Raw genomic sequence first — 22,575 nt, forward strand, 5'->3', positions numbered from 1 at the left:
TCCGCAATTGGGAACAGCGGCTTAGGCTGCGGCATGCGCCGATCCCTCCGCCTTGCCGCCGCCGTTATCGTCCTGCCGCTCGCCACCGCCGCGTTTGCGCAGAGCGTGGTTCCGCCGATCGAGGCGGTCGATCCGATGATCGGCACCGGCGGTGAGGGGCATACGTTTCCCGGCCCCACCGCCCCGTTCGGCATGGTGCAACTGTCGCCAGATACCGACACCGGCTGCGAGATCCGCGCCTGTTACGGCCATGCCGCCGGCTATCGGTACGAAGACCCGACGATCCAGGGTTTCAGTCACACGCATTTTTCGGGCGCGGGCCATTCCGATCTCGGCGACGTGCTGGTGATGCCGCAGGCGGGTGATACCGTAACGCTCGATCCCGGCGATCCGGCCAAGCCGGGCTCCGGCTATCGCTCGCGATTCGATCATGCGAGCGAGGTGGCGCATCCCGGCTATTATGCAGTGACGCTGGCCGATCACGGCATCCGCGCCGAGCTGACGGCGGGCACGCGCATCGGCGTCCATCGCTACGCCTTTCCCGCAGGGCGAGCGGCGCATCTGCTGATCGACCTGCGATCGTCGCTTTATAATTATCCCGGCAAGGTGCTGTGGTCGGGGCTGCACCTGCGACCCGACGGCACGCTGACCGGTTTCCGCGAGACGCGTGGTTGGGCGCCAGGGCGCAAGCTGTTCTTCGCGATGCGCTTTTCGGCTCCGCTGGTCGGCCATCGGTTCGTCGATCGCGACGCCGCCGTCACCTACAAGGGATTCCAGGGACCCGGGCGCGGCAGCGATGCCGTGGCGGAGAAGCTTGGTCGTGCGCTTGAGGCGCAGCTCGACTTCGGTACCCTCGCCGCGCCGCTGGAGGTGCGGGTCGCGCTGTCGGGCGTCGATGAGACGGCGGCGGTGGCCAACCTCGATGCCGAGCCGGGCGGCTTCGATGCGGTGCGTGCGAAGACGACGGCGGCGTGGACGCAGGCGCTGGGCGCGGTGGAGATCACCGCCCCTGCCCCGATGCGCCGCACCGTCTACACCGCGCTCTATCATGCCCTGCTCGCCCCGAGCATATGGAGCGATGCCGACGGCCGTTATCGCGGACCGGACGATCAGGTGCACACCGCCGACGGCTTCACCTTCCGGTCTACCTTTTCGCTGTGGGACACGTTCCGCGCCGAGCATCCGTTGCTGACGCTGGTGCAGCCGGCCGAGACGACGCGTGACGTCGTACGCTCCCTGATCGAGAGCCGCCGCGACAGCCCCTATGGCATCCTGCCGGTGTGGCAGTTCGCCGGGCGCGAGACGTGGACGATGATCGGCTATCATGCCGCGCCAGTGATCGCCGATGCCTATCTGAAGGGTATCCGTGGCTTCGACGCCGATGCCGCGCTCAATGCCATGGTCGCAAGCGCCAGCTATGCGCCCTACGGCGGGCTCGGCGACTATATGGCGCACGGCTACGTACCGATCGACAAGGAGCCGGAGGCGGCGTCCAAGACGGTCGAATATGCCTATGACGACTGGACCATCGCCCGGATGGCGCGGGCGATGGGGCGGACGGAAATCGCCGATCGCTTCGAAAAGCGCGCCGGCAACTGGCGCAACAGCTTCGATGCGAAAACCGGCTGGCTGCGCGCGCGCTTGTCCACCGGCGCGTTCCGCACGCCGTTCGATCCGACCGCGATCAACTACGGATCGGATTATACCGAGGGCAATGCCTGGCAATACAGCTGGTTCATGCCGCAGGATCAGGCCGGCCTCATCCGCCTGCTCGGCGGCGACAGGCCGACGATCGCCAAGCTCGACCGGATGTTCGACTTCGACACGTCGAAGCTCGACTACAGCCACGCCGAAGATATCGCCGGCCTGATCGGCCAATATATCCATGGCAACGAACCGAGCCATCACGTCGCCTATCTCTACGCCTATGCCGGTGCACCGTGGCGGACGCAGGAGCGGCTGGCCGAGATCGTCGGTTCGCAATACAAGCCGACGCCCGATGGCCTCGCCGGCAACGACGACCTCGGGCAGATGTCCGCCTGGCTGGTCTTCACCACGCTCGGTTTCTACCCCGTCGCGCCGGGATCGAACCAATATGTGATCGGTCTGCCCTTCGTCGATCGCGCGGTGCTGAACCTGCCGGGCGGCAAGCGCTTCACCGTCGTCGCCGACGGATTGTCGCCGGCCAACCGTTATGTCGGGCGCGTCACGCTGAACGGCGTGGCGCTGACCCGCAGCTATCTTCGCGACGAGGAACTGCGCGCTGGCGGAGAGCTGCGCTTCACGATGGCGGCACGGCCGAACACACGCTGGGGAAGAAGCGCGCGCGCGCGGCCGTACTCCATGTCGACCGAGCGGGCCCCTCGGTAGCGGCTATCGCTTCGCCGCCGCGATATAGCGCGTCACCTGTTCGTCGAGCACGTCGAGCGGCAGCGCGCCCTGGTTCAGCACCGCTTCGTGAAAGTCGCGGATATCGAAGCGGTCGCCGAGTTCGCGCCTGGCGCGGTCGCGCAGGGCGGCGATGCGCAGTTGGCCGACCATGTAGCTCGTCGCCTGTCCCGGCCAGTTGAAATAGCGGTCGACCTCGCGCGCGATATCGGTGTCGGATACCGAGCTGTTGGCGCGGAAATAGGCGATCGCCTGCTCGCGGTTCCAGCGCTTGGCGTGAATGCCGGTGTCGAGCACCAGCCGGATCGCGCGCCACATCTGCAACGACAGCATGCCGAACCGGGCATAGGGGGCCTTGTAGACGCCCATCTCGTTCGCGAGTCGCTCCGAATAGAGGCCCCAACCTTCCACATAGGCGCCATAGCCGCCGTACTTGCGGAACTTGGGCAGACCGACCAATTCCTGCTGGCGGGCGATCTGGAAATGATGCCCCGGCGCGCCTTCATGCGCGGCGATGCCGGCGACCTGCACCTTCTGCGTCTGGTTCATGTCGACCAGATTGACGTAATAGATGCCGGGCCGTGTGCCGTCCGCCGAGGGCGGGTTGTAGAAGGCGGTGGACGCGGTGCGCTCGCGCCATTTCTCCACCGCCCGCACCTCCAACGGTGCCTTGGGCAGGACGCGGAAGTAGCGCGGGGCCGCCGTCATTACCGTCGCGATCACGCCGCGTGCATCGGCGAGATATTGCTGCCGCCCGGCGTCGGTATTGGGATATTTGAACTGCGGATCGGTGCGCACCCGCTCGAAGAACTGCTCCAGCGTACCGGTGAAACCGACCTCGCGCTTGATCGCCTCCATCTCCTGCCGGATCGCGGCGACCTGGGCGAGGCCGAGCGCATGGATCTGGTCGGCGGTGAGATCGGTGGTGGTCGCGTTCTGGAGCTGGTTCGCGTAGAAGGCGGCCCCATCCGGCAGGTGCCAGGCGCCGTAATTGCCGGTGGACAAGGGCTCGATGGCATTGAGCGCGGCGAGCATCGTGTCGTAACCGTGGCGGAACGGCCCTTTCAGCGCGGCGGTGGCGTCGGCGATCAATTGCGCCTTGGTTGCGGCGGGTGCTTCGAGAGCGGCGACCTTCTTGCGCAAATCGGCGAGCAGGGTGGAGTCCGCTCCGCCGTCGAACGGCGCGCCGGTGATGATCGCCTTCGCATCCGCGCGGGCGGGAGCGAAGTTCACCCGGTTGGGCACGATGCCTGCAGCAGCCTGTTCGCGCATCCGCGCCGCGACTTCGCGCATCACGCGATCGGTGTCGCGCAGCCGTGCGATATAGGCGCGGGCGTCGGCGACCGTATTGACCTTGTGGTTGTTGATGAGCAGGGCAGGAATGTTGCCCGCCGGGCTGCCGTTGGTAGAAACGGGGAAATTCAGCCTGCGGAAGCGGGCCGAGCGGCGCGCCCGCTCCGCCTCATATTCGAACAACCGGTAGCTGACGCGTGCGCCTGCGCCGAGCTGGTCGGGGCGGAACTGGGCGTGCATCGCCTGTAGCTGCCGCTCCGTCAGGGCGAGCGAGCGGGCGGCACCCGCATCGGTATAATCATCCAGCCGGTCGTATTGCGTCTTGAGGCCAAGCTGCGTCTGCGATTCCGGGCTGAGGCTCAGCTGTTCCTCGAACGCCGCGTCGAGGAAACGCAGCAGTGCCGCATCGCGCGCCGTGGTATCGGCCGCCGCCAGCGGCACCGGCGCGCTTGCCTGGAGGATCGGCAAGGCCGGCAACAGCAGCAAAGCAACGACGAAACGCATGAAAAGCCCCCTGTTTTCGAACGCCGTCGCGCCCGTGATCCGATCACGCTAGCACGACGGCGCCCGACCTCAAGACGCGATCAGCCCCGGCGCATCGGCGATGAACCGGTCTAGCACGCCATCCGCGATCTTGACCGCCCCGCCGAACCGCGTGGCGCCGGGGATGGTCTGAACCGCCGCCGCCTGTGCCGCCAGTCGCTTGGCATCGGCGAAATAGCGGGCCGCGGCGGCATTGCCCTGATCGGCAGCGCCCAGGCCTGCCGCAGTCAATTGCAACGCCCGCCCCCACAGCTGCAGCGCGTCGAGCCACGGCCGTGCCTGCGTCGCGAAGCCCGGATCGACCACGCCCGACCGGATGATGTCGGACGCGTCGGCGAGGGCATCGGCCTGGGCGGCGAGATCCGTGATCGCCCGGCGCCGCGCATCGGCGTCGCCATCGGCAAGCCGTTCGCGCACGCCGTCCAGCACCGCCTTCAATCGCGGCGCCTGCTCCTGCCACGGATAGCTACCGAAGGTCGGGGCCAGATGCTGCGTGTCGAAGAAGGCGAGCAGCGCCGCCGTCGCCCGCGTGTCCCCGCCGGCAAGGTCGCGCGCCGCGGCATGCCAGGTGAGGTCCGCATCATAGCCGGCATCGTTCCACGCGAAGGCGAGCACGCCCGCCACCGCGACCCGGCTCGGCGCCTCCTGGTTCATCGGGTTGGACAGGATGCCGGTCAATTCGCCGGACAGCCCCGCCTCGCGCTTGGCATAGGGCGCCAGCAGCAGGCGACCGGCGGACTGGGCGTAATCGTTGACCGGATAATTGTCCCACAGCAGCGTCTTGCGCCCGAAGGCCTTGGTCGCGGCCTTGGCATCGGGGATCGAGATCGCAGGCGGCACCACGTCGGTACCGGTCCATTGCACTACGATCCGCGGGTCCAGCGTCTTGCGCAACGCCGCCTTGTAGGGGCTGTCCTTGGCATCGTAATATTCGGTCGGCACCATGATGAGCGGCCGCGCCTTGGGATCCTTGGCCGTCAGGTCGGCCTGCACTGCGTTCAGCAGGCGGGACTGGGCGATCCCCGCCGCCTCCGCGCCCGAGGCACCGAAAGCCGCCTTGTCCGCTTCGCAATTCCACTTGGTATATTCGATGTCGTCCAGCGCGACGTAGAAGCTGCGGATACCGATGCCGCGCAACGCGTCGAACTTGCGCTCAAGCGCCGCCGCATCGGCGGGATCGGAGAAGCAGATCGAGGGGCCGGGGGAGATGGCGTAGACGAAATCGACGTGATCGGCCCGCGCTCGCTGCGCCAGCGTGCCGAGCGCCGTCAACGTCGCCGCCGGATAAGCCTCACGCCAGCGGTCGCGGGCATAGGGATCGTCCTTGGGGCTGTAGACGTAGGTGTTGGCCTTTACGCTGGCGAGGAAATCGAGATGGCTGGTTCGGTCCGCCATCGACCAGGGTGCACCGTAGAACCCCTCGATGGTGCCGCGGATCGGCATGGCGGGATGATCGCGGATCACCAGCGCGGGCACCGCCGGCCGGCGCACCAGCTGGCGGAGCGTCTGCGCGGCATGGAACAGGCCGTCGGCATCGCGGCCAGCGAGCGTGATGAGCCCCCCGCCCCCACCGCCTGCGGTCACGGCGATGGTATAGCCTTCGGGCCGGTCATCGGGCGCCGCACCGCTCTGCGCCAGCGCGTCGCGTACGATCGCGGCGTCGGCGGCCCCGATGACGACGCGCGTCTGCGCACCGCCCTTGGCCACGCGTTGGGCGGAGGTGACCGCCTGCACGCCAGCCTCGGTCAGGATCGCGCGTACCAGTGCCACCGTCGCCGGATCGGTGCCGGGCGCGGCAACCAGGACCACCGATCGGCCGAGCGCCACGCTGCCCTTGCCCAAGGTCATCGAGACGGGTGTCGGGATGATCGCAGGCAGCGTCGTCGGCTGGACCGCCTGCGCTGCCACCGGCTGCGCCAGCGCCACGGCGGCCACCGTCAGTGCGAGCCTGCCGCCTGTTGCGATACGTCGGATCATTCCCCGCCTCCGGTATTAAAATGGTACTATCGACTAAGCCGATGATCCGCCTGCGGCAAGCGCGACGATTGTACCGCCTGCCGGTCGGCGGTAAGGGAGCGGCATGCATAAAGGCTGCCTGACGTGGTGAAGACACCCGACGAACTGGCGCTGATGCGCCAGTCCGGCCGGCTGCTCGCCTCGGTGTTCGAGATGCTGGATCGGCAGGACCTTGCCGGCCTGTCGACGATGCAGGTCAACGACATGGTGGAACGGTTCATCACCGTCGACTGCGCCGCTCGCCCGGCGAGCAAGGGGCAATATGGCTTTGCCTATGTGCTCAACAGCTCAGTCAACCAGGTCGTCTGCCACGGCGTGCCCGACGATGGCGCGATCATCGCTGACGGTGACATCGTCAATTTCGACATCACGCTCGAAAAGAACGGCTACATCGCCGATTCCAGCAAGACCTATGTCGTCGGGGATGCCTCGCCTGCGGCCCGCCGGCTGGTCCGCGTGGCGCGCGAGGCGATGTGGAAGGGGATCGGCGCCGTCCGCCCCGGCGCGCGGCTGGGCGATATCGGCTTCGCGATCGAACGGCATGCGACCAGCAACGGCTATACCATCGTGCGCGATTATTGCGGCCACGGCATCGGCCGGGAGATGCACGAGGACCCGCAGGTGCTGCATTTCGGCCGGCGCGGCACCGGCGCGACATTGCGCGAAGGCATGGTGTTCACGATCGAACCGATGCTGAACCAGGGCACGCGCAAGGTCGACACCGCGCCCGACGGCTGGACGGTGCTGACCGCGGACGGCAAGCTGTCGGCGCAGTTCGAACACACCGTCGCGGTGACCGCCACCGGGGTCGAGGTGCTGACGTTGCGCCAGGACGAAACCGCACCCCGCGGTTAGCCGCCGGACCGATCAGCGCGGGGTCAGTTGCACCAGCGCGCCGCCGCTGCCGTCACGCAATACCCAGATCGATCCGTTGGGGCCTTCCTCCACCTCGCGGATGCGGGCGCCCAGGCCGATGCGGGCGACCTCGCTGGCGCTGTTGCCCGTCACGCGGACGCGCACGATGCCCTGTTGCACCAGCCCGGCGAGCAGGAAGTCGCCGGTCCAGCCGGCAAAGGCGCTGCCCCGATACTGGATCATGCCGCCCGGCGCGATCACCGGTGTCCAGCTGACCAATGGCGGCGTGTAAGCGGGATTGGTGGCGTGACGGGGGATCGGCGAACCATCGTAATTGTCGCCTTCCGATACGCGTGGCCACCCGTAGTTCTTGCCCGGATCGATCAGGTTGAATTCATCGCCGCCGGCCGGCCCCATCTCCGATTCGAACAGGCGCCCGTCGCTGGCGAAGACCAGGCCGTAGGGATTGCGATGGCCGAGCGACCAGATCTCGGCACGCGCGCCCGCGGTGGACGCGAACGGATTGCCGGCGGCCGCGGCCCCGTCGAGCGTGATCCGCACGATCTTGCCAAGCGTGCCCGACAGGTCCTGCGCCGGCGTGCCCTGCTGCCGTTCGCCGCTGCTGACGAACAGCGTCCGTCCATCGGGCGCGAAGGCAAGCCGCGCGCCCAGCTGACCGCCGGTCGTCGCCGGGGTCGCCCGCCAGATCACCGCCAGATCGTCCAGCCGCGGCGTGGCGCCGACGACCAGCGTCGCGCGGGCGACGGCGAGTTGCTGGCCGCCACTCGCCGGCTCGGCATAGCTCAGCCAGATGCGGTTGTTGGTGGCGAAACCAGGGTCGAGCACGACATCCTGCAACCCCAATTGTCCCGAAAAGACGACGCGCGGCACCCCGGCGACCGCCGTCTTGCCCCCCGTCTGCGTCACCAGCTGCAACTGGCCGGATTTTTCGGTCACCAGCATCCGCCCGTCCGGCAGGAACGTCATCGCCCAGGGATTGTCGAAGGTCGCGACGACGCGCTGGTCGACCACCGTGGTCGGGGGCGTCGCGGTGGCGGTGGGCGACGGGCTGGGCGCGGGGGCCGGGGCGGGCGTGGGGGTCGGCGCCGGCGCTGCGACCGGAGGTGCCTCGCCACCGCTCTCTCCACCGCAACCGCTTGCCGCCATTACCAGCAGCACCGGGATGATATTGCGCCTCGTCATGCCGTCACTCCCGCTGCGATCGTCAGGTAAACGCCTGGAATTGCAGCGGGATGCGCGACAAGAAGGGTAAACCCCGCGTTCAGTCCGTTTCGCCTCGCCAAGGCGGTGCCGGACGCTCCAGGGCCGACGGAGGCTGTCCGCGCGCCTCATGCGGCGCGCGGACGGGGACCGTCAGTCTGCGATGGTCGCGATATCGATGACGAAGCGATACTTCACGTCGCTGCGCTGCATGCGCTCGTAGGCCGCGTCGATCTCTGCCATCCGGATCATCTCGATCTCGGCGACGATGCCGTGCTCGGCACAGAAATCGAGCATCTCCTGCGTTTCGGCGATGCCGCCGATCAGCGACCCGGCGATGCTGCGCCGCTTGAAGATGAGCGCCGACACGTCCGGCGAGGGATGCGCGTGCTCCGGCACGCCGACCAGCGTCAGCGTGCCGTCACGCTTCAGCAGGGCGGTGAACGCATCGAGGTTGTGGCTGGCGGCGACGGTGTCGAGGATGAAGTCGAACGTGTTCGCATGCCGCGCCATCTCGTCAGGGTTTTTCGACACTACGACCTCGTCGGCGCCGAGTGCCAGGGCGTCCTGGCGCTTGCCTTCGGAGGTGGTGAAGGCGACCACATGCGCGCCCAGCGCGTGGGCGAGCTTGACGCCCATATGGCCGAGGCCGCCGATCCCGACGATGCCGACCTTCTTGCCCGGGCCGACGTTCCAGTGGCGGAGCGGCGACCAGGTGGTGATCCCGGCGCACAGCAGCGGTGCGACGGCGGCGAGTTGCCCGGCATCGTGACCGACCTTCAGCACGAACGCGTCCTTGACGACGATCGCCTGCGAATAGCCGCCCAGGGTATGACCGGGCGCATCCGGCGTCGGGCCATTGTAGGTGCCGACGAAGCCGTTTTCGCAATATTGCTCCAGCCCGTCGTCGCAGGCGGCGCAATGCCGGCAGCTGTCGACCATGCAGCCGACGCCGACGATGTCGCCGACCGCGACCTTGGTCACGGACGCGCCGACGGCGGTCACGCGGCCGACGATCTCATGCCCCGGCACGCACGGATAGATGGTGCCGCCCCATTCCGAGCGGACCTGATGAAGGTCCGAGTGGCAGACGCCGCAATAAAGGATGGCGATCGCGACGTCGTCCGCGCCGGGCGCGCGGCGCTCGATCTCGATCGGCTCCAGAGGCGTGTCGGCGGCATAGGCGCCATAGGCTTTGGTGGTCATCGCGGGGGGTTCCTGTATCGATCGGTGAGGCGCAACGCGTTGCGGCGCAGCATGATCCCGAGATATGCGTGTCGCCTGCATCCGATTAGCCGCTATGCGCTGCAAACACTCATGACCCGGATTCAACAATGACCCGGCAGGACCTGGCCGACCTTTCGACCTTCATCACCGTCGCGCGCGAACGCAGCTTCACCCGCGCGGCGGCGCTGCTCGGCGTCACGCCGTCCGCGCTCAGCCATGCGATGCGCGGCCTGGAGGAGCGGCTGGGCCTGCGCCTGCTCAACCGCACCACGCGCAGCGTCACGCCGACCGAGGCGGGCGAGCGGCTGCTGCGGACGGTGGCGGTGCATTTCGACGGGATCGAGGACGAGGTGGCGGCGCTAGGCGAGCTGCGCGATCGCCCGGCCGGTACGGTACGGATCACCGCCGACGAACTCGCCCTGCAACTCGACCTGTGGCCGATGCTGCGCGACGTGCTGCGCGACTATCCCGACATCAAGCTGGAGGTGACGACCGATTACGCGCTGACCGATATCGTCGCGGGCCGCTTCGATGCCGGGGTGCGGCTGGGCGGGATCGTCGACAAGGACATGATCGCGGTGCCGATCGGGCCGGAGATGCGGATGATCGCGGTCGCCGCGCCCGCCTATCTCGCCACGGCGGCGATGCCGGCAACGCCGTACGACCTCGTCCAGCACCGCTGCATCAACCTGCGCCTGCCGACCTATGGCGGCATCTATCCCTGGGAGTTCGAACAGGATGGGCGCGAATTCCGCGTGCGGGTGGACGGGCAGCTGACGTTCAACAGCATCTTTCCGATCCTGCAGGCCGCTCTCGACGGGTTCGGCATCGCCTATCTGATGGAGAACCACGTGCGCCCCTATGTCGACAGCGGGCAGCTGGTGACGATGCTGGGCGACTGGTCGCCGCCGTTCGCGGGCCTCCACCTCTATTATCCCTCCCGCCGGCAGCCGACGCCCGCCTTCGCCGCGATCGCCGCGGCGTTGCGCTACCGTGGCGATGCCGCCGCAACCGCACCGATCCCGTCCGATGCGATTGGCGAGGCACGGGTTTCGGGTTAAGTCGTTCGCCACGGGGAGCGATTGCGCGTGGGGCACATGACTGGAACGACGATCTCGACCGGCAATACGGGGCTGGACGTAGTGTTGAAGGGCGGGTTGCCACGCCACCGCCTGTATCTGCTGGAGGGTGCACCGGGATCGGGCAAAACCACGCTGGCGATCGAATTCCTGCTCGCCGGCGTGAAGCAGGGCGAGCGGGTGCTCTACATCACCCTGTCGGAGACTAAGGAGGAAATCTTGGCGGTCGCCCAGTCGCACGGCTGGACGCTGGACGGGATCGATATCTTCGAGTTCAGCTCCGCCGCCGACGTGCTGGGTGACGGACGCGACCAGTCGATCCTGCACAGCTGGGAAATGGAGCTCGGCCAGACGGTGCAGCTGATCGAGGCGGAGGTGGAGCGTGTCTGCCCGACGCGTGTCGTGTTCGACAGCCTGTCCGAAATGCGCCTGCTCGCGCAGGACCCGCTGCGCTACCGCCGGCAGGTGCTGGCGCTGAAGCAGTTCTTCGCCGGCCGCGACACCACGGTTCTGTTGATCGACGACCTGTCCGGCCATGCCGAGGGGCGCGACGCGCACCTGCACAGCCTGTGTCACGGCGTCGTCACGCTGGAACGGCTGACGCTGGATTTCGGCGCGGCACGGCGGCGGCTGGAGGTCCAGAAGCTGCGCGGCGTCGACTTCGTGGCAGGCTATCACGACATGGCGATCCGCCGCGGCGGCATCCATGTCTATCCGCGCCTGATCGCTGCCGACCGCGTGACCACGTTCGGCGGCGAAGCGGTCGGCAGCGGCATCGCCGAGCTCGACGCCCTGATGGGCGGCGGGCCCTTGCGCGGCACCAGCACGCTCATCACCGGTCCGGCGGGCACCGGCAAGACGACCATCGCGCTCCAGTTCCTCAACGCCGCCTGCGCCCGCGGCGAACGCTGCGCCGTGTTCCAATTCGACGAGCGGATCGGCACGTTGCTGCTGCGCGCCAAAGCCTTCGGCATCGACCTGCAAAGCCATATCGACAGCGGCTGCCTCACCATCCGGCAGGTCGATCCCGCCGAGCTGTCGCCCGGCGAGTTCGCGGCGGCGGTATGCGACGAGGTGGAGGACCGCGGCACCCGGATGATCGTGATCGACAGCCTGAACGGCTATCTCGCCGCAATGCCGCAGGAGCAGCAGCTGATCCTGCAGATGCACGAGCTGTTGTCCTATCTCGGCCAGCGCGACGTCGCGACCTTCCTCATCAACCCGCAGCAGGGGCTGGTGGGGACGATGGCGAACGAACTGAACGTCTCCTACATCGCCGATGCCGTGCTGCTGCTGCGGTTCTTCGAGGCGGATGGCCGGATCAGGAAGGCGATCTCCGTGCTCAAGAACCGCGGGGGCCTGCATGAGGACAGCATTCGCGAATTGCGCATCGATCGCGACGGCGTGCGGGTCGGCGCGCCCCTGACCGGGTTCAAGGGGGTTTTGACGGGGACGCCGGAATATGTCGGATCGGCAGCGCCGTTGATGGAAGAACGGGCTTAACCGCGTGCACAGGCCCGCCGGCGAAGGGTATCGCGTCGCCATCGTCGCCCCTTATGGCCGCGACGCGGACAGCGTCGCCGCGCTGCTGCGCGCGCATGACTACCTGCCCGATGCGCAGCCAGACCTGACGACGCTGGCGGAGACGATCGGCGACGATACCGGTGTGGTACTGGTCACCGAGGAGGCGTTGGCGAGCGGCCGCGCCGCACTGGTCGCGGCGCTGGAGCGTCAGCCCGCCTGGTCCGACATCCCCTTCATCCTGCTGGCGCGCGCGTCGCAGGGACGGGCCGTGGGTACGCTGGATATCCGCCATGGCCTGCCGGTCGGCATCACCAATGTCGTCGTGCTGGAACGCCCGCTGGGATCGGCATCGCTGCTCACCGCCATCGCCTCCGCGATGCGGGCGCGGCAGAAGCAGTTCGAGATGCGCGACCGTCTCGCCGAACTGGCGGACAGCGAAGGGCGGCTGCGGCTGGCGACGGGCGCGGCCGACATCGGCACATGGGATTTCGCACCCGGCTCCGGCGCCTTGCGCTGGGATGCGCGATGCCGGGCGCTTTTCGGCGTCTCGCCCGGCGTTCCGGTCAGCTATGATGGCACCTTCCTCGTCGGGCTGCACCCGGACGATCGCGAGGCGGCGGCGGCGGCGGTCGGCGAGGCGCTCGATCCGGACGGCACCGGCGAATATGACATCGAATATCGCACGATCGGGATCGAGGACGGCATCGAACGCTGGATCGCCGCCAAGGGCGGCAGCATCTTCGTCGATGGCACGGCTGTGCGCTTCATCGGCACGGTGATCGACATCACCGCACGCAAGCGCGCCGAGCTGGCGCTGGCCCAGTCGGAACGCGCACTGAAGCACGAAAGCCGCGAACTCGACCATCTCGCCCGCACGCTGGAACAGAAGGTGGCGGCACGAACCGCCGAACTGGAGGCGGAGATGGCGAGCCGCAGCCGCGCCGAAGCCACCCTGCGCCAAAGCCAGAAGATGGAGGCGGTCGGCCAGCTGACCGGCGGCATCGCGCACGATTTCAACAACATGCTGACCGGCGTTATCGGCGCGATGGATATCATGAAGCGTCGGCTGGCGGCGGGGCGAACCGACGATCTCGAACGGTTCATGGATGCCGCCGCGACATCGGCACAGCGCGCGGCGGCGCTGACCGCGCGGCTGCTCGCCTTTTCCCGGCGCCAGTCGCTCGATGCGCGGGCGATCGACGTCAACGCGCTGACCGCGGGGCTGCGCGACCTGCTGGAGCGATCGATCCGCGAGAATATCGCGCTGGAGATCGTCGCCGCGGACGATCTGCCCGCCGCAGTGGCGGATGCGAACCAGCTGGAAAATGCGATCCTGAACCTCGTCATCAACGCGCGTGACGCGATGCCAGAGGGCGGTCGGCTGACGGTGGAGACGGCGCTCGCCACCCGCGACGCGACACCGCGATCGGACCTCAAGGCGGGCCGCTACGTCACCATCGCCGTGTCGGACACCGGCGTGGGCATGCCCGCCGACGTGCTGGACAAGGTGTTCGAACCGTTTTTCTCGACCAAGCCGATCGGCCAGGGCACCGGCCTGGGTCTGTCGATGGTCTATGGCTTCGCGCGGCAATCGGGGGGCGAGGTGCGCGTGCACAGTACCGTCGGGCTCGGCACGTCGGTGACGCTGTACCTGCCGATCGCGGACGAGGCCGATGGCCCAGCGGACGAGAGCACGCCGGTGGCGGCGCAGCAGGGCCGCGGCGAAGTGGTGCTGCTGGTCGAGGACGACGTGTCCGTCCGATTGCTGGTGCGTGAGGTGCTGGAGGAATTGGGCTATGCCGCGCTGGAGGCGGGCGATGCCGATGCGGCGCTGCCGATCATCCGCTCCGGGCAGCGCATCGACCTGCTCGTCTCCGACGTCGGCCTGCCGGGGATGAACGGACGGCAGCTTGCCGAACTCGCTCGTGCGCAGCGCCCCGAACTGCCGATCCTGTTCGTCACCGGCTATGCCGAGAATGCCGCGATCCGCGCCGGATTCCTTGGTACGGGAATGGACATGATCGCCAAACCCTTTGCAATAGAAGCACTTTCCGCCAAGATTGCGGAGATGATGGCGGCGTGAACCCGCGCGTGACCGTTGCCTTATGTTATTCCCTGCGGCATGCAGCGGGGCGATGACGAACGACGACCACGGGCAGGCGCAGGACGTCGACCCCACGGGCCAGGCCGCAGGTGTGCCCGCAGCCGGCACGATCGATAGCGGCCACGACGATCCGATCGGCCGCCCCGGCCTGCATCACTGGCGCGAAAGCACGATCACCCGCCCCGGCCTGGACGATCGCGGCAGCGTGTTCTTCGCCGCGATCGAGATGACGCGGATGCCGATGATCCTGACCGACCCCAATCAGGACGACAATCCCATCGCCTTCGCCAACAAGGCCTTTTTCGACCTGACCGGCTATGAAGAGCATGAGGTGCTGGGGCGCAACTGCCGGTTCCTGCAAGGCGCGCAGACCGATCGCAATGCCGTCGCCGAACTGCGCGAGGCGGTGGAACAGCGCCAGTCGATCGCACTGGAACTGCTCAACTACCGCCGCGACGGGTCGCCGTTCTGGAATGCGGTGTTCATCGGGCCGGTCTATGACGTGAACGGCAAGCTGCTCTATTTCTTCGCGAGCCAGCTCGACGTGACGCGGCGCCGCAACACCGAGCAAAGCTTCCGCCAGGCGCAGAAGATGGAGTCGATCGGCCAGCTGACCGCCGGCCTGGCGCACGATTTCAACAACCTGCTGCAGGTGGTGAACGGCAACCTCGACCTGCTGTCGGCGGTGACCGAGAGCGAGCGCGCCAAGCGCTACGTCGCCGCCGCGCAATCGGCGGCGGAGCGGGGCGCCAAGCTGACCCGCCAGTTGCTCGCCTTTGCGCGCAAGACCCGGCTGGAGCCGCGGCCGATCGACCTCAGCCACCTCATCACCGAATTCGGCGATGTGATGGAAAGCTCGGTGAGCAAGCGCGTCGAGCTGCACCTCAGCCTGCGCCGCGGCCTGTCTCATGTCGTGGTCGATCCCGACCAGCTGGAAATGGCGCTGCTCAACATCGTCAACAATGCGCGCGACGCGATGCCGGACGGCGGCGTGGTGACCATCGCGACGCTGCCGATGCAGCTGAGCGAGGACAATGCCGGCGAACTCGCGCCGGGCAGCTACGTCATGCTGGAGGTGCGCGACGAGGGCGTCGGCATGCCGGCCGAGGTGCTGGAGCGCGCGACCGAGCCGTTCTTCACCACCAAGGGCGTGGGCCAGGGCACGGGCCTGGGGCTTGCGATGGCGACCGGCTTCGTGCGGCAATCCGGCGGCCGTCTCGATATCGAGAGCGAGGCGGGCCGCGGCACGACGGTGCGGATGATCTTTCCGACGGCGCGCGCGACGCTGGCCGCGACGGCGGAGGAGCAGGAAAGCGGGCCGGTGGTCGCCGCCCCCGAGCCCCCCAATGGCTATACCGAGCACGTCCTGATCGTCGAGGATAATGAGGAAGTGCTGGCGATTGCGAGCGAGATCCTGACCAGCGCCGGTTATCGCGTCACTACCGCGATCAGCGGCGAACAGGGGCTGAAGACGTTCGAAAAGGTGCATGCCGACGATCATGTCGACCTGCTGTTCACCGACCTCGTGATGCCGGGCGGGATGAACGGCCTGATGCTGGCCGATGCGGTGATCGAACGCGATCCGAGCGTGTCGGTGTTGCTCACCACCGGCTATAACGAGGAACTGGTGGTGAACGGGCCGCGCAAGCGTGCGACCGACGTGCTGAGCAAGCCCTATCGCCGCACCGAATTGCTCGACCGGGTGCGTCAGGCGCTCAACCGGCGCGGCAGCGGCGGCCCGCGGCGGCAACGATCGGATTTCGGCGCTGCCGAAGCCTGAAGGGCGGCGCCATCGGCTTCGTCGGGTTTCCGGAGATGGGGTGGTGGGCGCTGACGGGCTCGAACCGCCGACCCTCTCGGTGTAAACGAGATGCTCTACCAACTGAGCTAAGCGCCCCCTCGCGGGGTTCGCCTCCCCTGCCAAAGCGGGCGGCGATCCGCAAGGGGGCGTGGGGATCCGATCAGGCGGGATCGGCCTTGCGTGCGGCGACCATATAGCTGCGCATCGCCTCGCTGGCGCGCGGTGCCAGCGCCATGAAGGCGCGGCGGCGGTCGACCGGGTCGGGGTGGCGGACGAACAACCCCATGTCAGACATCTTGGCGATCCAGCGCAGCGCCGTGGTCGGCGCGACGCCGGCGGCGATGCACAGGCTGGAGACGCTGACCCGCGTTCCCTCCAGTTCGGCGGCGAACAGGTCGAGCAGCATGTCCCAGGCCGGATCCTCGAACAATCCGTCGCCGATGAACTGTCCGAAGAATTTGGCGCGCAGGCGGCGCAGCTGGATCATGTGGCGAACCTCCTGCGCGCTGACCGCCTGCGTGCGGACGGCGGGTTCGCTTTCGAAACCGCGGCGGCGGTCGGCGATTTCTCGCGGCATGGCCGATGCCGGTGCGGGGCCGGCGAGGCCGGCGAGCAGCCGGGCGATGTGCGCGACCTCGTTATTGAGGCGCTGGAGCCGCTCGCGGTCGTTCTCCTCGTGCAGCGTGTCGTGGAGCATCGGTGCGTGCACGCGGGCAGCGGCGGCGAGCGCGACCACGCGATCCGCTGGGGTCGGATCGCACAGCAGGACCGCGTGGCTGCCGAGGACGTGGGCGGCGACGAGATCGATCTGGTCGGCGGAGAGCGCGATCACCGCCGACACCGCCGCCTGTTCGACATAGCGTGCGATCCGCGGCAGCTCGGCATCCAGCACGTCGGCCGGCACGCCCGCGGTGTCGCATACGATCACCGGCCAGGTCGCCAGCCGCGGCAGCGTCGCGGCGACGGCGCCCCAATCGATCCGTTGCAGCAGACGACCGCCCGCCAGCCGGATCGCCGCCTCCGCCTCGGCGGCCGATATGTCCGCCGCGATCAGCAGCATCGCCCGGCCCGCCGTCGTATATGCCCCTGCCGAACCGATCGGCTCGTCCCCCGCCGGGCCGCCGCTTCGGCGCCCGCGCAGCATCGTATGTCCCATGGCCGCAGGATAAGGCGTGGCGGGGAAGGTGCGCCCCCTGTTACCTCCATTTCGGGACTGATGCAGGTTTGCGCCATGAACCCCGCAGCCTATCATCTCCGAAACGGACCTACCATCACTATGGCGCGCCGCGTTCAATCGAGCGACTTGACGATCTCCTCCACCATCTTCTTGGCGTCGGCGAGCAGCATCATCGTGTTGTCCATGTAGAAGACGTCGTTGTCGACGCCGGCATAGCCGACACCGCCCATCGAGCGCTTCACGAACAGCACCGTCTTCGCCTTTTCGACGTCGAGCACCGGCATGCCGTAGATCGGCGAGGTCTTGTCGGTCTTGGCGGCGGGATTGGTGACGTCGTTGGCGCCGATGACGAAGGCGACGTCGGTCTGCGCGAATTCGGAGTTGATATCCTCCAGCTCGAACACCTCGTCATAGGGGACGTTCGCCTCGGCGAGCAGCACGTTCATATGGCCGGGCATGCGGCCTGCGACCGGGTGGATTGCATATTTGACGCGGACGCCATGCTCTTTCAGCTTGTCGGCCATCTCGCGCAGCACGTGCTGCGCCTGCGCCACCGCCATACCGTAGCCGGGGACGATGACGACCTGTTCGGCCTGGCTCATCAGGAAGGCGGCGTCCTCGGCGGAGCCGCGCTTCCACGGGCGGTCGACCTTGGCGCCGTCGCCGCCCCCGCCGCCGCTCTCCGCGCCGAAGCCGCCTGCGATGACGCTGATGAAGCTGCGATTCATCGCGCGGCACATGATGTAGCTGAGGATCGCGCCCGAGGACCCGACTAGCGCGCCGGTGATGATCATCGCGCTGTTATGCAGCGTGAAGCCCATCGCCGCCGCCGCCCAGCCCGAATAGCTGTTCAGCATGCTGACCACGACCGGCATGTCGGCGCCACCGATCGGGATGATGAGCAGGAAGCCGATCGCGAAGGAGAGGATCGTGATCGTCCAGAACACCCAGGGGCTCTGATCCTGCGTGAAATACGCCACCAGCAGCAGGATCGCGGCGAGTACGCCCAGGTTGATGACGTGGCGGCCGGGCAGCATGATCGGCTTGCCGCCCATGTTACCGTTCAGCTTCAGGAAGGCGATGACGCTGCCCGAGAAAGTGATCGCGCCGATCGCGACGCCGAGGCCCATCTCGATCCGGCTGACCTGATGGATCGCGGCGAACGGCTGGCCGATCATCGGAATGACCATGTCGGCGATGCCGAAGGCGACCGGGTTCAGATAGGCGGCGCACGCGACCAGTACCGCCGCCAGGCCGACGAGGCTGTGGAAGGCGGCGACGAGCTGCGGCATCGCGGTCATCGCGATGCGGCGGGCGGTGGTGATGCCGATGACCGCGCCGATACCGATCGCGGCGAGGATTTCGACGATGGTCACGAAGTCGATCCGCGCGAACAACGGCCCCGTCGAGGCGACTACGCCCGAGGCGTCGGTCAGCACCAGCCCCACGGCCTGCAGCGGCACATGCGTCACCAGCGTCGTCACGACGGCGATGGTCATGCCGATCATGCCGAAGCGGTTGCCGCGCTGGCTGGAGGTCGGCGACGACAGGCCGCGCAGGGCGAGGATGAAGCACACCCCGGCGATCAGATAGGCGAGCGCCGCGAACGAGCTGCCGGCGGTTGCGTGTTCCATCCTGTCCCCCTGTCCGTCATCCCAGCGAACGCTGGGATCTTTCTCCGCGGGCATATTCCCGTGGCATGAGACCCCAGGCTTCGCTGGGGTGACGCATTAGTGTTTCGTCGTTCAGTGCTTGGCCGGTGCCGGCCGGTCCTTCTTCTTGTACATGGCGAGCATGCGGCTGGTGACCGCGAAGCCGCCGAAGATGTTGATGCTGGCGAGCACCACGCCGAGCAGGCCGAGCCATTTCGAAGAGGCGCTGCCCGCCGCCGCGCCGGCGATCAGCGCGCCGACGATGATGACCGAGGAGATCGCGTTGGTCACCGCCATCAGCGGCGTATGCAGCGCCGGGGTGACGGACCAGACGACGTAATAGCCGACGAAACACGCCATCACGAATATCGACAGGATCGCAACGAAGTCCATCACCGTCTCCTTTATGCTGCAAGCCGCCGCGGCTGCGGCACCGTGCGGCCCATCTCCTCAGCCGCTTCGAGCCAGCAACGCACCGCGTCATACGCATTGTCCAATGCCTCCTGCGGCGTCTCGCCATCGGATCGACAGCCCGGCAGTTCCGGCACGATCGCTGCGAACCCGCCGCCGTCGCTGTGAGTCAGCGGCACGATATCGACTTCGTAATCCTGAGGGTTCATGCGTGCTGCTCCCGGACCGCGTCCACAAACCTGACCAGTTCGCGGATATAGACGGGCTTGATCGGTCGATGCGCCGGTATGGTCAGGATCAGCGGCATCGACGGATGTTTCACCTTGTAATGTGACCCCTTCCGCGGCGGCGTGCAAGCGATGCCGAAGGCGTCACACACCCTTTCAATGTCTGCGATGCGCCAGTCGCGCGGCACGTGCCGCATGCGTTCGAGAAGCGCATCCGCATCCACCGTCAGGCGAGCAGCCGCGCGTTGACGACCTGGCCCTGGCTGGTCAGCCGCACGGCATCGCCGATCTCGGCGTCCAGCACCGGCCTGCCCTGTTCCTTGTCCCAGAAGGTCGAGAGGAAATTGTAGAGGTTGCGGCTGAACAGCGCCGAAGCATCGGCGGGCAGACGGCCGGCGACGTTGCGATGGCCAACGATCTTGACGCCGTGCCGTTCGACGATCTCGCCTGCGACTGCGCCCTCGACGTTGCCGCCCTGTTCGACCGCGAGGTCGACGATGACGCTGCCCGGTTTCATGCTGGCGACCTGCGCGTCGCTGATGAGGCGCGGCGCGGGACGGCCGGGGATCAGCGCGGTGGTGATGACGATGTCCTGCTTGGCGATGTGGGCGGACACCAGCTCGGCCTGCGCCGCCTTGTAGGCGTCGCTCATCTCGCCGGCATAGCCGCCTGCCCCCTCGCCCTCGATGCCCGCGACATTCTCGACGAAGATCGGCTTGGCACCGAGGCTCTGGATCTGTTCGCGCGTCGCCGAGCGGACATCGGTGGCTGACACCTGCGCGCCCAGCCGCCGCGCGGTGGCGATCGCCTGCAATCCGGCGACGCCGACGCCCATCACGAACGCCTTGGCGGCGGAGACGGTGCCGGCCGCGGTCATCATCATCGGAAAGGCGCGGCCATATTCCGCCGCGGCGTCGAGCACCGCCTTGTAGCCGGCGAGGTTGGATTGCGAGGACAGGATGTCCATCGACTGCGCGCGGGTGATGCGCGGCATGAACTCCATCGCCAGTGCTTCATAGCCCGCCGCGGCATAGGCATCGACGCGGGCACGATCGCCGAAGGGATTGAGCCCGGCGACGATCCAGGCGCCCTGCGCCGCACCGGCGAGGCTGGCAGGATCGGGGCCCTGCACGCCGAGGACAATATCCGCGCCGGCCAGCGTCGCCGTGCGATCGCCGACGGCGGCGCCGGCATCGGCATAGGCCTGATCGGCGTAGGTGGCGGCGCTCCCCGCCCCCGCCTCGACCGCGACGCTCGCACCCAGCGCGGCGAATTTCTTTACGGTTTCGGGCGTGGCGGCCACGCGCCTCTCGCCGTCGGCATGTTCCTTGAGGACGGCGATCTTCATGTCTGCGCTTACGCGATCAGCCAGATTACGAACACGGCGATGATCGCGCAGGCGACCGTGCCCCATTTCATCATGGCGGTCACGCTCGAATAGGTCGCCACATGCGCCTTCATGTCACCGTTGCCGGCCATCATCCAACCCCTGCTTGCGTCAGGCATGCGCCATCGTTGGCGGTTACCTGCCCGCAAAGCCGCGCCGCCGTCAAGGCAAGCGATCCGTGTCGCCGCTTAAGTCCGCCTTTACCGGCGCACTGTATCACCTGCCCCGAACCGGGACGGGAATAATTATGACGCGCAATGGCCAGCGGCTGCTTCTGCTGATCGACGACGAACCCGCGCAGCGTCGGCTGGTGTCCGCGCTGGCGGCCCGCGCCGGCTGGCGATCGATCTTCGCCGCCGACGGCGAGATGGCGCTGGCGCAGCTCGGCACGCAGGACGGGATGCAGCTGGATGCCATCCTGCTCGACCATTGGACGCCCGATGCCGATGCGGCGCCGCTGATCGCCGAATTGCGCGAGCGGCGCCCTGCCCTCCCCATCCTGATGCTGACCGCCAACGGATCGGTGGCGCATGCCGTGGCGGCGATGCGGGCGGGCGCGACCGATTTCCTGGTCAAGCCGCTGGCGCCGGAACGGCTGCTCGCTGCGCTGGAGGCGGCGGTCGCCGGCACCGCGGCGGGGGAATTGCGACCGCTGACCGAGAAGATCCCGGCGCTGCTCGCCTTCGACGAGATCGTCGGGTCGTCGCCCGATTTCCGCGCGGCGCTGGCGATCGCGGCCAAGGCGGCGCGGGCGCGGGTGCCGGTGCTGGTCGAGGGCGAGAGCGGCGTCGGCAAGGAAGTGGTCGCCGATGCGATCCACGCCGCCAGCCCGCGCGCCAAGAAGGCGATGGTGACGGTGAATTGCGGCGCCATTCCCGCCAACCTCGTCGAATCGGAATTGTTCGGGCACGAGAAGGGCGCGTTCACCGGCGCCTTCGAACGCAAGATCGGCAAGTTCGCCGATGCCGACGGCGGCACCATCCTGCTCGACGAGATCGGCGAGATGCCGCTCGAGACGCAGGTCAAGTTGCTGCGCGTGCTGCAATCGGGCGAGATCCAGCCGATCGGGGCGCGCCATGCCCGCGAGGTCGACGTGCGCGTGATCGCCGCGACCAACAAGAAGCTGCTCGAAGAGGTGGAGGCGGGCCGGTTCCGCGAAGACCTGTTCTACCGGTTGAACGTGGTGCAGGTGACGATCCCGCCCTTGCGCGAGCGGCTGGGCGACGTGCCGGCGCTGGCCCGGCACCTGCTCGCCCGGATCGCGCAGCAGCCGGGGCTGCGATCGCTCGGCATCACCGACGATGCGCTGGCGCTGCTGGTGCAATATGACTGGCCGGGCAACGTCCGCCAGTTGCAGAACGCGCTGTTCCGCGCGGCGGTGCTGTGCGAGGGCGCGGCGCTGACCCGTGCCGATTTCCCGCAGATCGCCGCGCTGGGCGACCGCCGGCCCGGGCTGGTCGGATCGACGCCCGCATCGGGCGCCGGCGTCACCCTGTTCCGGCCGGACGGCAACCTGCGCCCGCTCGAGGACATCGAGGCGGATGTGATCCGCCTCGCCATCGGTCACTATCGCGGGCGGATGACCGAGGTCGCACGGCGGCTGGGGATCGGCCGCTCGACGCTGTACCGCAAGCTGGGCGAACTCGGCATCGACAACGCGGCCGCTTGAC

At 67.9% G+C, this 22,575-nt stretch carries 18 protein-coding genes and 1 tRNA gene; 7 read left to right on the forward strand and 12 right to left on the reverse strand.

Going from position 1 to position 22,575, the window contains the following annotated elements:
* Nucleotides 1-33 precede the first annotated feature (33 nt).
* Nucleotides 34-2,370, forward strand: coding sequence for a GH92 family glycosyl hydrolase (locus AC4GY7_RS14745; protein ID WP_491115472.1), 2,337 nt, complete (start codon nt 34-36; stop codon nt 2,368-2,370).
* Between the two features lie 3 nt (nt 2,371-2,373).
* Here the strand turns inward: AC4GY7_RS14745 and AC4GY7_RS14750 are convergent, their stop codons facing one another.
* Together AC4GY7_RS14750 and AC4GY7_RS14755 are read right to left on the reverse strand one after the other, a co-directional pair.
* On the reverse strand, nt 2,374-4,185 hold the full coding sequence (locus AC4GY7_RS14750) for a DUF885 domain-containing protein (RefSeq protein ID WP_491115474.1): 1,812 nt from the start codon (nt 4,183-4,185) through the stop codon (nt 2,374-2,376).
* 69 nt (nt 4,186-4,254) lie between these two features.
* The gene (locus tag AC4GY7_RS14755; protein ID WP_491115476.1) at nt 4,255-6,201 is read right to left on the reverse strand and encodes a protein O-GlcNAcase; all 1,947 of its coding nucleotides are present in this window, start codon (nt 6,199-6,201) and stop codon (nt 4,255-4,257) included.
* A 123-nt stretch (nt 6,202-6,324) separates the two neighbouring features.
* Here AC4GY7_RS14755 and map point away from each other — a divergent pair, with 123 nt between their 5' ends.
* Nucleotides 6,325-7,095 (forward strand): type I methionyl aminopeptidase, encoded by a 771-nt coding sequence (map, locus tag AC4GY7_RS14760; protein WP_491115478.1) that lies wholly within the window; start codon nt 6,325-6,327, stop codon nt 7,093-7,095.
* A gap of 12 nt (nt 7,096-7,107) precedes the next feature.
* Here map and AC4GY7_RS14765 read toward each other — a convergent pair whose 3' ends face one another.
* Both AC4GY7_RS14765 and AC4GY7_RS14770 read right to left on the reverse strand, forming a co-directional pair.
* Nucleotides 7,108-8,298 (reverse strand): PQQ-dependent sugar dehydrogenase, encoded by a 1,191-nt coding sequence (locus tag AC4GY7_RS14765; protein ID WP_491115480.1) that lies wholly within the window; start codon nt 8,296-8,298, stop codon nt 7,108-7,110.
* 171 nt (nt 8,299-8,469) lie between these two features.
* Entirely contained in the window at nt 8,470-9,522 is a 1,053-nt protein-coding gene (locus AC4GY7_RS14770) for an NAD(P)-dependent alcohol dehydrogenase (RefSeq protein ID WP_491115482.1), read from the reverse strand.
* 128 nt (nt 9,523-9,650) lie between these two features.
* Here AC4GY7_RS14770 and AC4GY7_RS14775 point away from each other — a divergent pair, with 128 nt between their 5' ends.
* From AC4GY7_RS14775 to AC4GY7_RS14790, 4 genes are read left to right on the forward strand one after another with little or no spacing between them, the layout of a single operon-like run.
* Nucleotides 9,651-10,604 carry a LysR family transcriptional regulator gene (locus AC4GY7_RS14775; protein WP_443585215.1) on the forward strand — a complete coding sequence of 318 codons (954 nt, stop codon included), beginning with the start codon at nt 9,651-9,653 and terminating at the stop codon, nt 10,602-10,604.
* 36 nt (nt 10,605-10,640) lie between these two features.
* A complete protein-coding gene (locus tag AC4GY7_RS14780) occupies nt 10,641-12,125 on the forward strand; it encodes an ATPase domain-containing protein (RefSeq protein ID WP_491115485.1) in 1,485 nt (494 codons plus the stop codon).
* Between the two features lie 4 nt (nt 12,126-12,129).
* Complete coding sequence (locus tag AC4GY7_RS14785) at nt 12,130-14,229, forward strand: ATP-binding protein (protein WP_491115487.1); 2,100 nt, start codon at nt 12,130-12,132, stop codon at nt 14,227-14,229.
* Nucleotides 14,230-14,281: 52 nt separating this feature from the next.
* A complete protein-coding gene (locus AC4GY7_RS14790; protein WP_491115489.1) occupies nt 14,282-16,030 on the forward strand; it encodes a histidine kinase famiy protein in 1,749 nt (582 codons plus the stop codon).
* Between the two features lie 41 nt (nt 16,031-16,071).
* Here the strand turns inward: AC4GY7_RS14790 and AC4GY7_RS14795 are convergent.
* The 8 genes from AC4GY7_RS14795 to AC4GY7_RS14830 all read right to left on the reverse strand — a co-directional run bounded on the left by AC4GY7_RS14795 (nt 16,072) and on the right by AC4GY7_RS14830 (nt 20,997).
* Nucleotides 16,072-16,147: transfer RNA gene (locus tag AC4GY7_RS14795), tRNA-Val, on the reverse strand.
* 64 nt (nt 16,148-16,211) lie between these two features.
* Nucleotides 16,212-17,195 (reverse strand): MarR family winged helix-turn-helix transcriptional regulator, encoded by a 984-nt coding sequence (locus AC4GY7_RS14800; protein ID WP_491115491.1) that lies wholly within the window; start codon nt 17,193-17,195, stop codon nt 16,212-16,214.
* Between the two features lie 146 nt (nt 17,196-17,341).
* Entirely contained in the window at nt 17,342-18,862 is a 1,521-nt protein-coding gene (locus tag AC4GY7_RS14805) for an NAD(P)(+) transhydrogenase (Re/Si-specific) subunit beta (RefSeq protein ID WP_491115493.1), read from the reverse strand.
* 111 nt (nt 18,863-18,973) lie between these two features.
* Entirely contained in the window at nt 18,974-19,273 is a 300-nt protein-coding gene (locus AC4GY7_RS14810) for an NAD(P) transhydrogenase subunit alpha part 2 (RefSeq protein ID WP_254289026.1), read from the reverse strand.
* A gap of 11 nt (nt 19,274-19,284) precedes the next feature.
* A complete protein-coding gene (locus AC4GY7_RS14815; RefSeq protein ID WP_443585209.1) occupies nt 19,285-19,500 on the reverse strand; it encodes a type II toxin-antitoxin system HicB family antitoxin in 216 nt (71 codons plus the stop codon).
* A complete protein-coding gene (locus AC4GY7_RS14820) occupies nt 19,497-19,742 on the reverse strand; it encodes a type II toxin-antitoxin system HicA family toxin (RefSeq protein ID WP_443585208.1) in 246 nt (81 codons plus the stop codon). Before AC4GY7_RS14820 ends, AC4GY7_RS14815 begins: the two co-directional genes overlap by 4 nt.
* A gap of 2 nt (nt 19,743-19,744) precedes the next feature.
* On the reverse strand, nt 19,745-20,866 hold the full coding sequence (locus AC4GY7_RS14825; RefSeq protein ID WP_491115496.1) for an NAD(P) transhydrogenase subunit alpha: 1,122 nt from the start codon (nt 20,864-20,866) through the stop codon (nt 19,745-19,747).
* A gap of 8 nt (nt 20,867-20,874) precedes the next feature.
* Nucleotides 20,875-20,997: an aa3-type cytochrome c oxidase subunit IV gene (locus tag AC4GY7_RS14830; RefSeq protein WP_491115498.1), complete on the reverse strand. Its 123-nt coding sequence runs from the start codon at nt 20,995-20,997 to the stop codon at nt 20,875-20,877.
* Between the two features lie 155 nt (nt 20,998-21,152).
* On the opposite strand from AC4GY7_RS14830, the gene AC4GY7_RS14835 reads away from it, so the two are divergent.
* Complete coding sequence (locus AC4GY7_RS14835; protein WP_443585339.1) at nt 21,153-22,574, forward strand: sigma-54-dependent transcriptional regulator; 1,422 nt, start codon at nt 21,153-21,155, stop codon at nt 22,572-22,574.
* The last annotated feature ends 1 nt before the right edge of the window (nt 22,575 follow it).

The sequence above is a fragment of the Sphingomonas sp. SP5 genome, assembly GCF_058313455.1.

Bases quoted from the DNA above. Each gene is read 5' to 3' on its own strand.
- AC4GY7_RS14830 (WP_491115498.1), bottom strand. From the start codon at position 20,997: ATGGCCGGCAACGGTGACATGAAGGCGCATGTGGCGACCTATTCGAGC.
- AC4GY7_RS14765 (WP_491115480.1), bottom strand. From the start codon at position 8,298: ATGACGAGGCGCAATATCATCCCGGTGCTGCTGGTAATGGCGGCAAGC.
- AC4GY7_RS14825 (WP_491115496.1), bottom strand. From the start codon at position 20,866: ATGAAGATCGCCGTCCTCAAGGAACATGCCGACGGCGAGAGGCGCGTG.
- AC4GY7_RS14750 (WP_491115474.1), bottom strand. From the start codon at position 4,185: ATGCGTTTCGTCGTTGCTTTGCTGCTGTTGCCGGCCTTGCCGATCCTC.
- AC4GY7_RS14810 (WP_254289026.1), bottom strand. From the start codon at position 19,273: ATGGACTTCGTTGCGATCCTGTCGATATTCGTGATGGCGTGTTTCGTC.
- AC4GY7_RS14755 (WP_491115476.1), bottom strand. From the start codon at position 6,201: ATGATCCGACGTATCGCAACAGGCGGCAGGCTCGCACTGACGGTGGCC.
- AC4GY7_RS14780 (WP_491115485.1), top strand. From the start codon at position 10,641: ATGACTGGAACGACGATCTCGACCGGCAATACGGGGCTGGACGTAGTG.
- AC4GY7_RS14770 (WP_491115482.1), bottom strand. From the start codon at position 9,522: ATGACCACCAAAGCCTATGGCGCCTATGCCGCCGACACGCCTCTGGAG.
- AC4GY7_RS14745 (WP_491115472.1), top strand. From the start codon at position 34: ATGCGCCGATCCCTCCGCCTTGCCGCCGCCGTTATCGTCCTGCCGCTC.
- AC4GY7_RS14835 (WP_443585339.1), top strand. From the start codon at position 21,153: ATGACGCGCAATGGCCAGCGGCTGCTTCTGCTGATCGACGACGAACCC.
- AC4GY7_RS14815 (WP_443585209.1), bottom strand. From the start codon at position 19,500: ATGAACCCTCAGGATTACGAAGTCGATATCGTGCCGCTGACTCACAGC.
- AC4GY7_RS14790 (WP_491115489.1), top strand. From the start codon at position 14,282: ATGACGAACGACGACCACGGGCAGGCGCAGGACGTCGACCCCACGGGC.
- AC4GY7_RS14805 (WP_491115493.1), bottom strand. From the start codon at position 18,862: ATGGAACACGCAACCGCCGGCAGCTCGTTCGCGGCGCTCGCCTATCTG.
- AC4GY7_RS14775 (WP_443585215.1), top strand. From the start codon at position 9,651: ATGACCCGGCAGGACCTGGCCGACCTTTCGACCTTCATCACCGTCGCG.
- AC4GY7_RS14800 (WP_491115491.1), bottom strand. From the start codon at position 17,195: ATGCTGCGCGGGCGCCGAAGCGGCGGCCCGGCGGGGGACGAGCCGATC.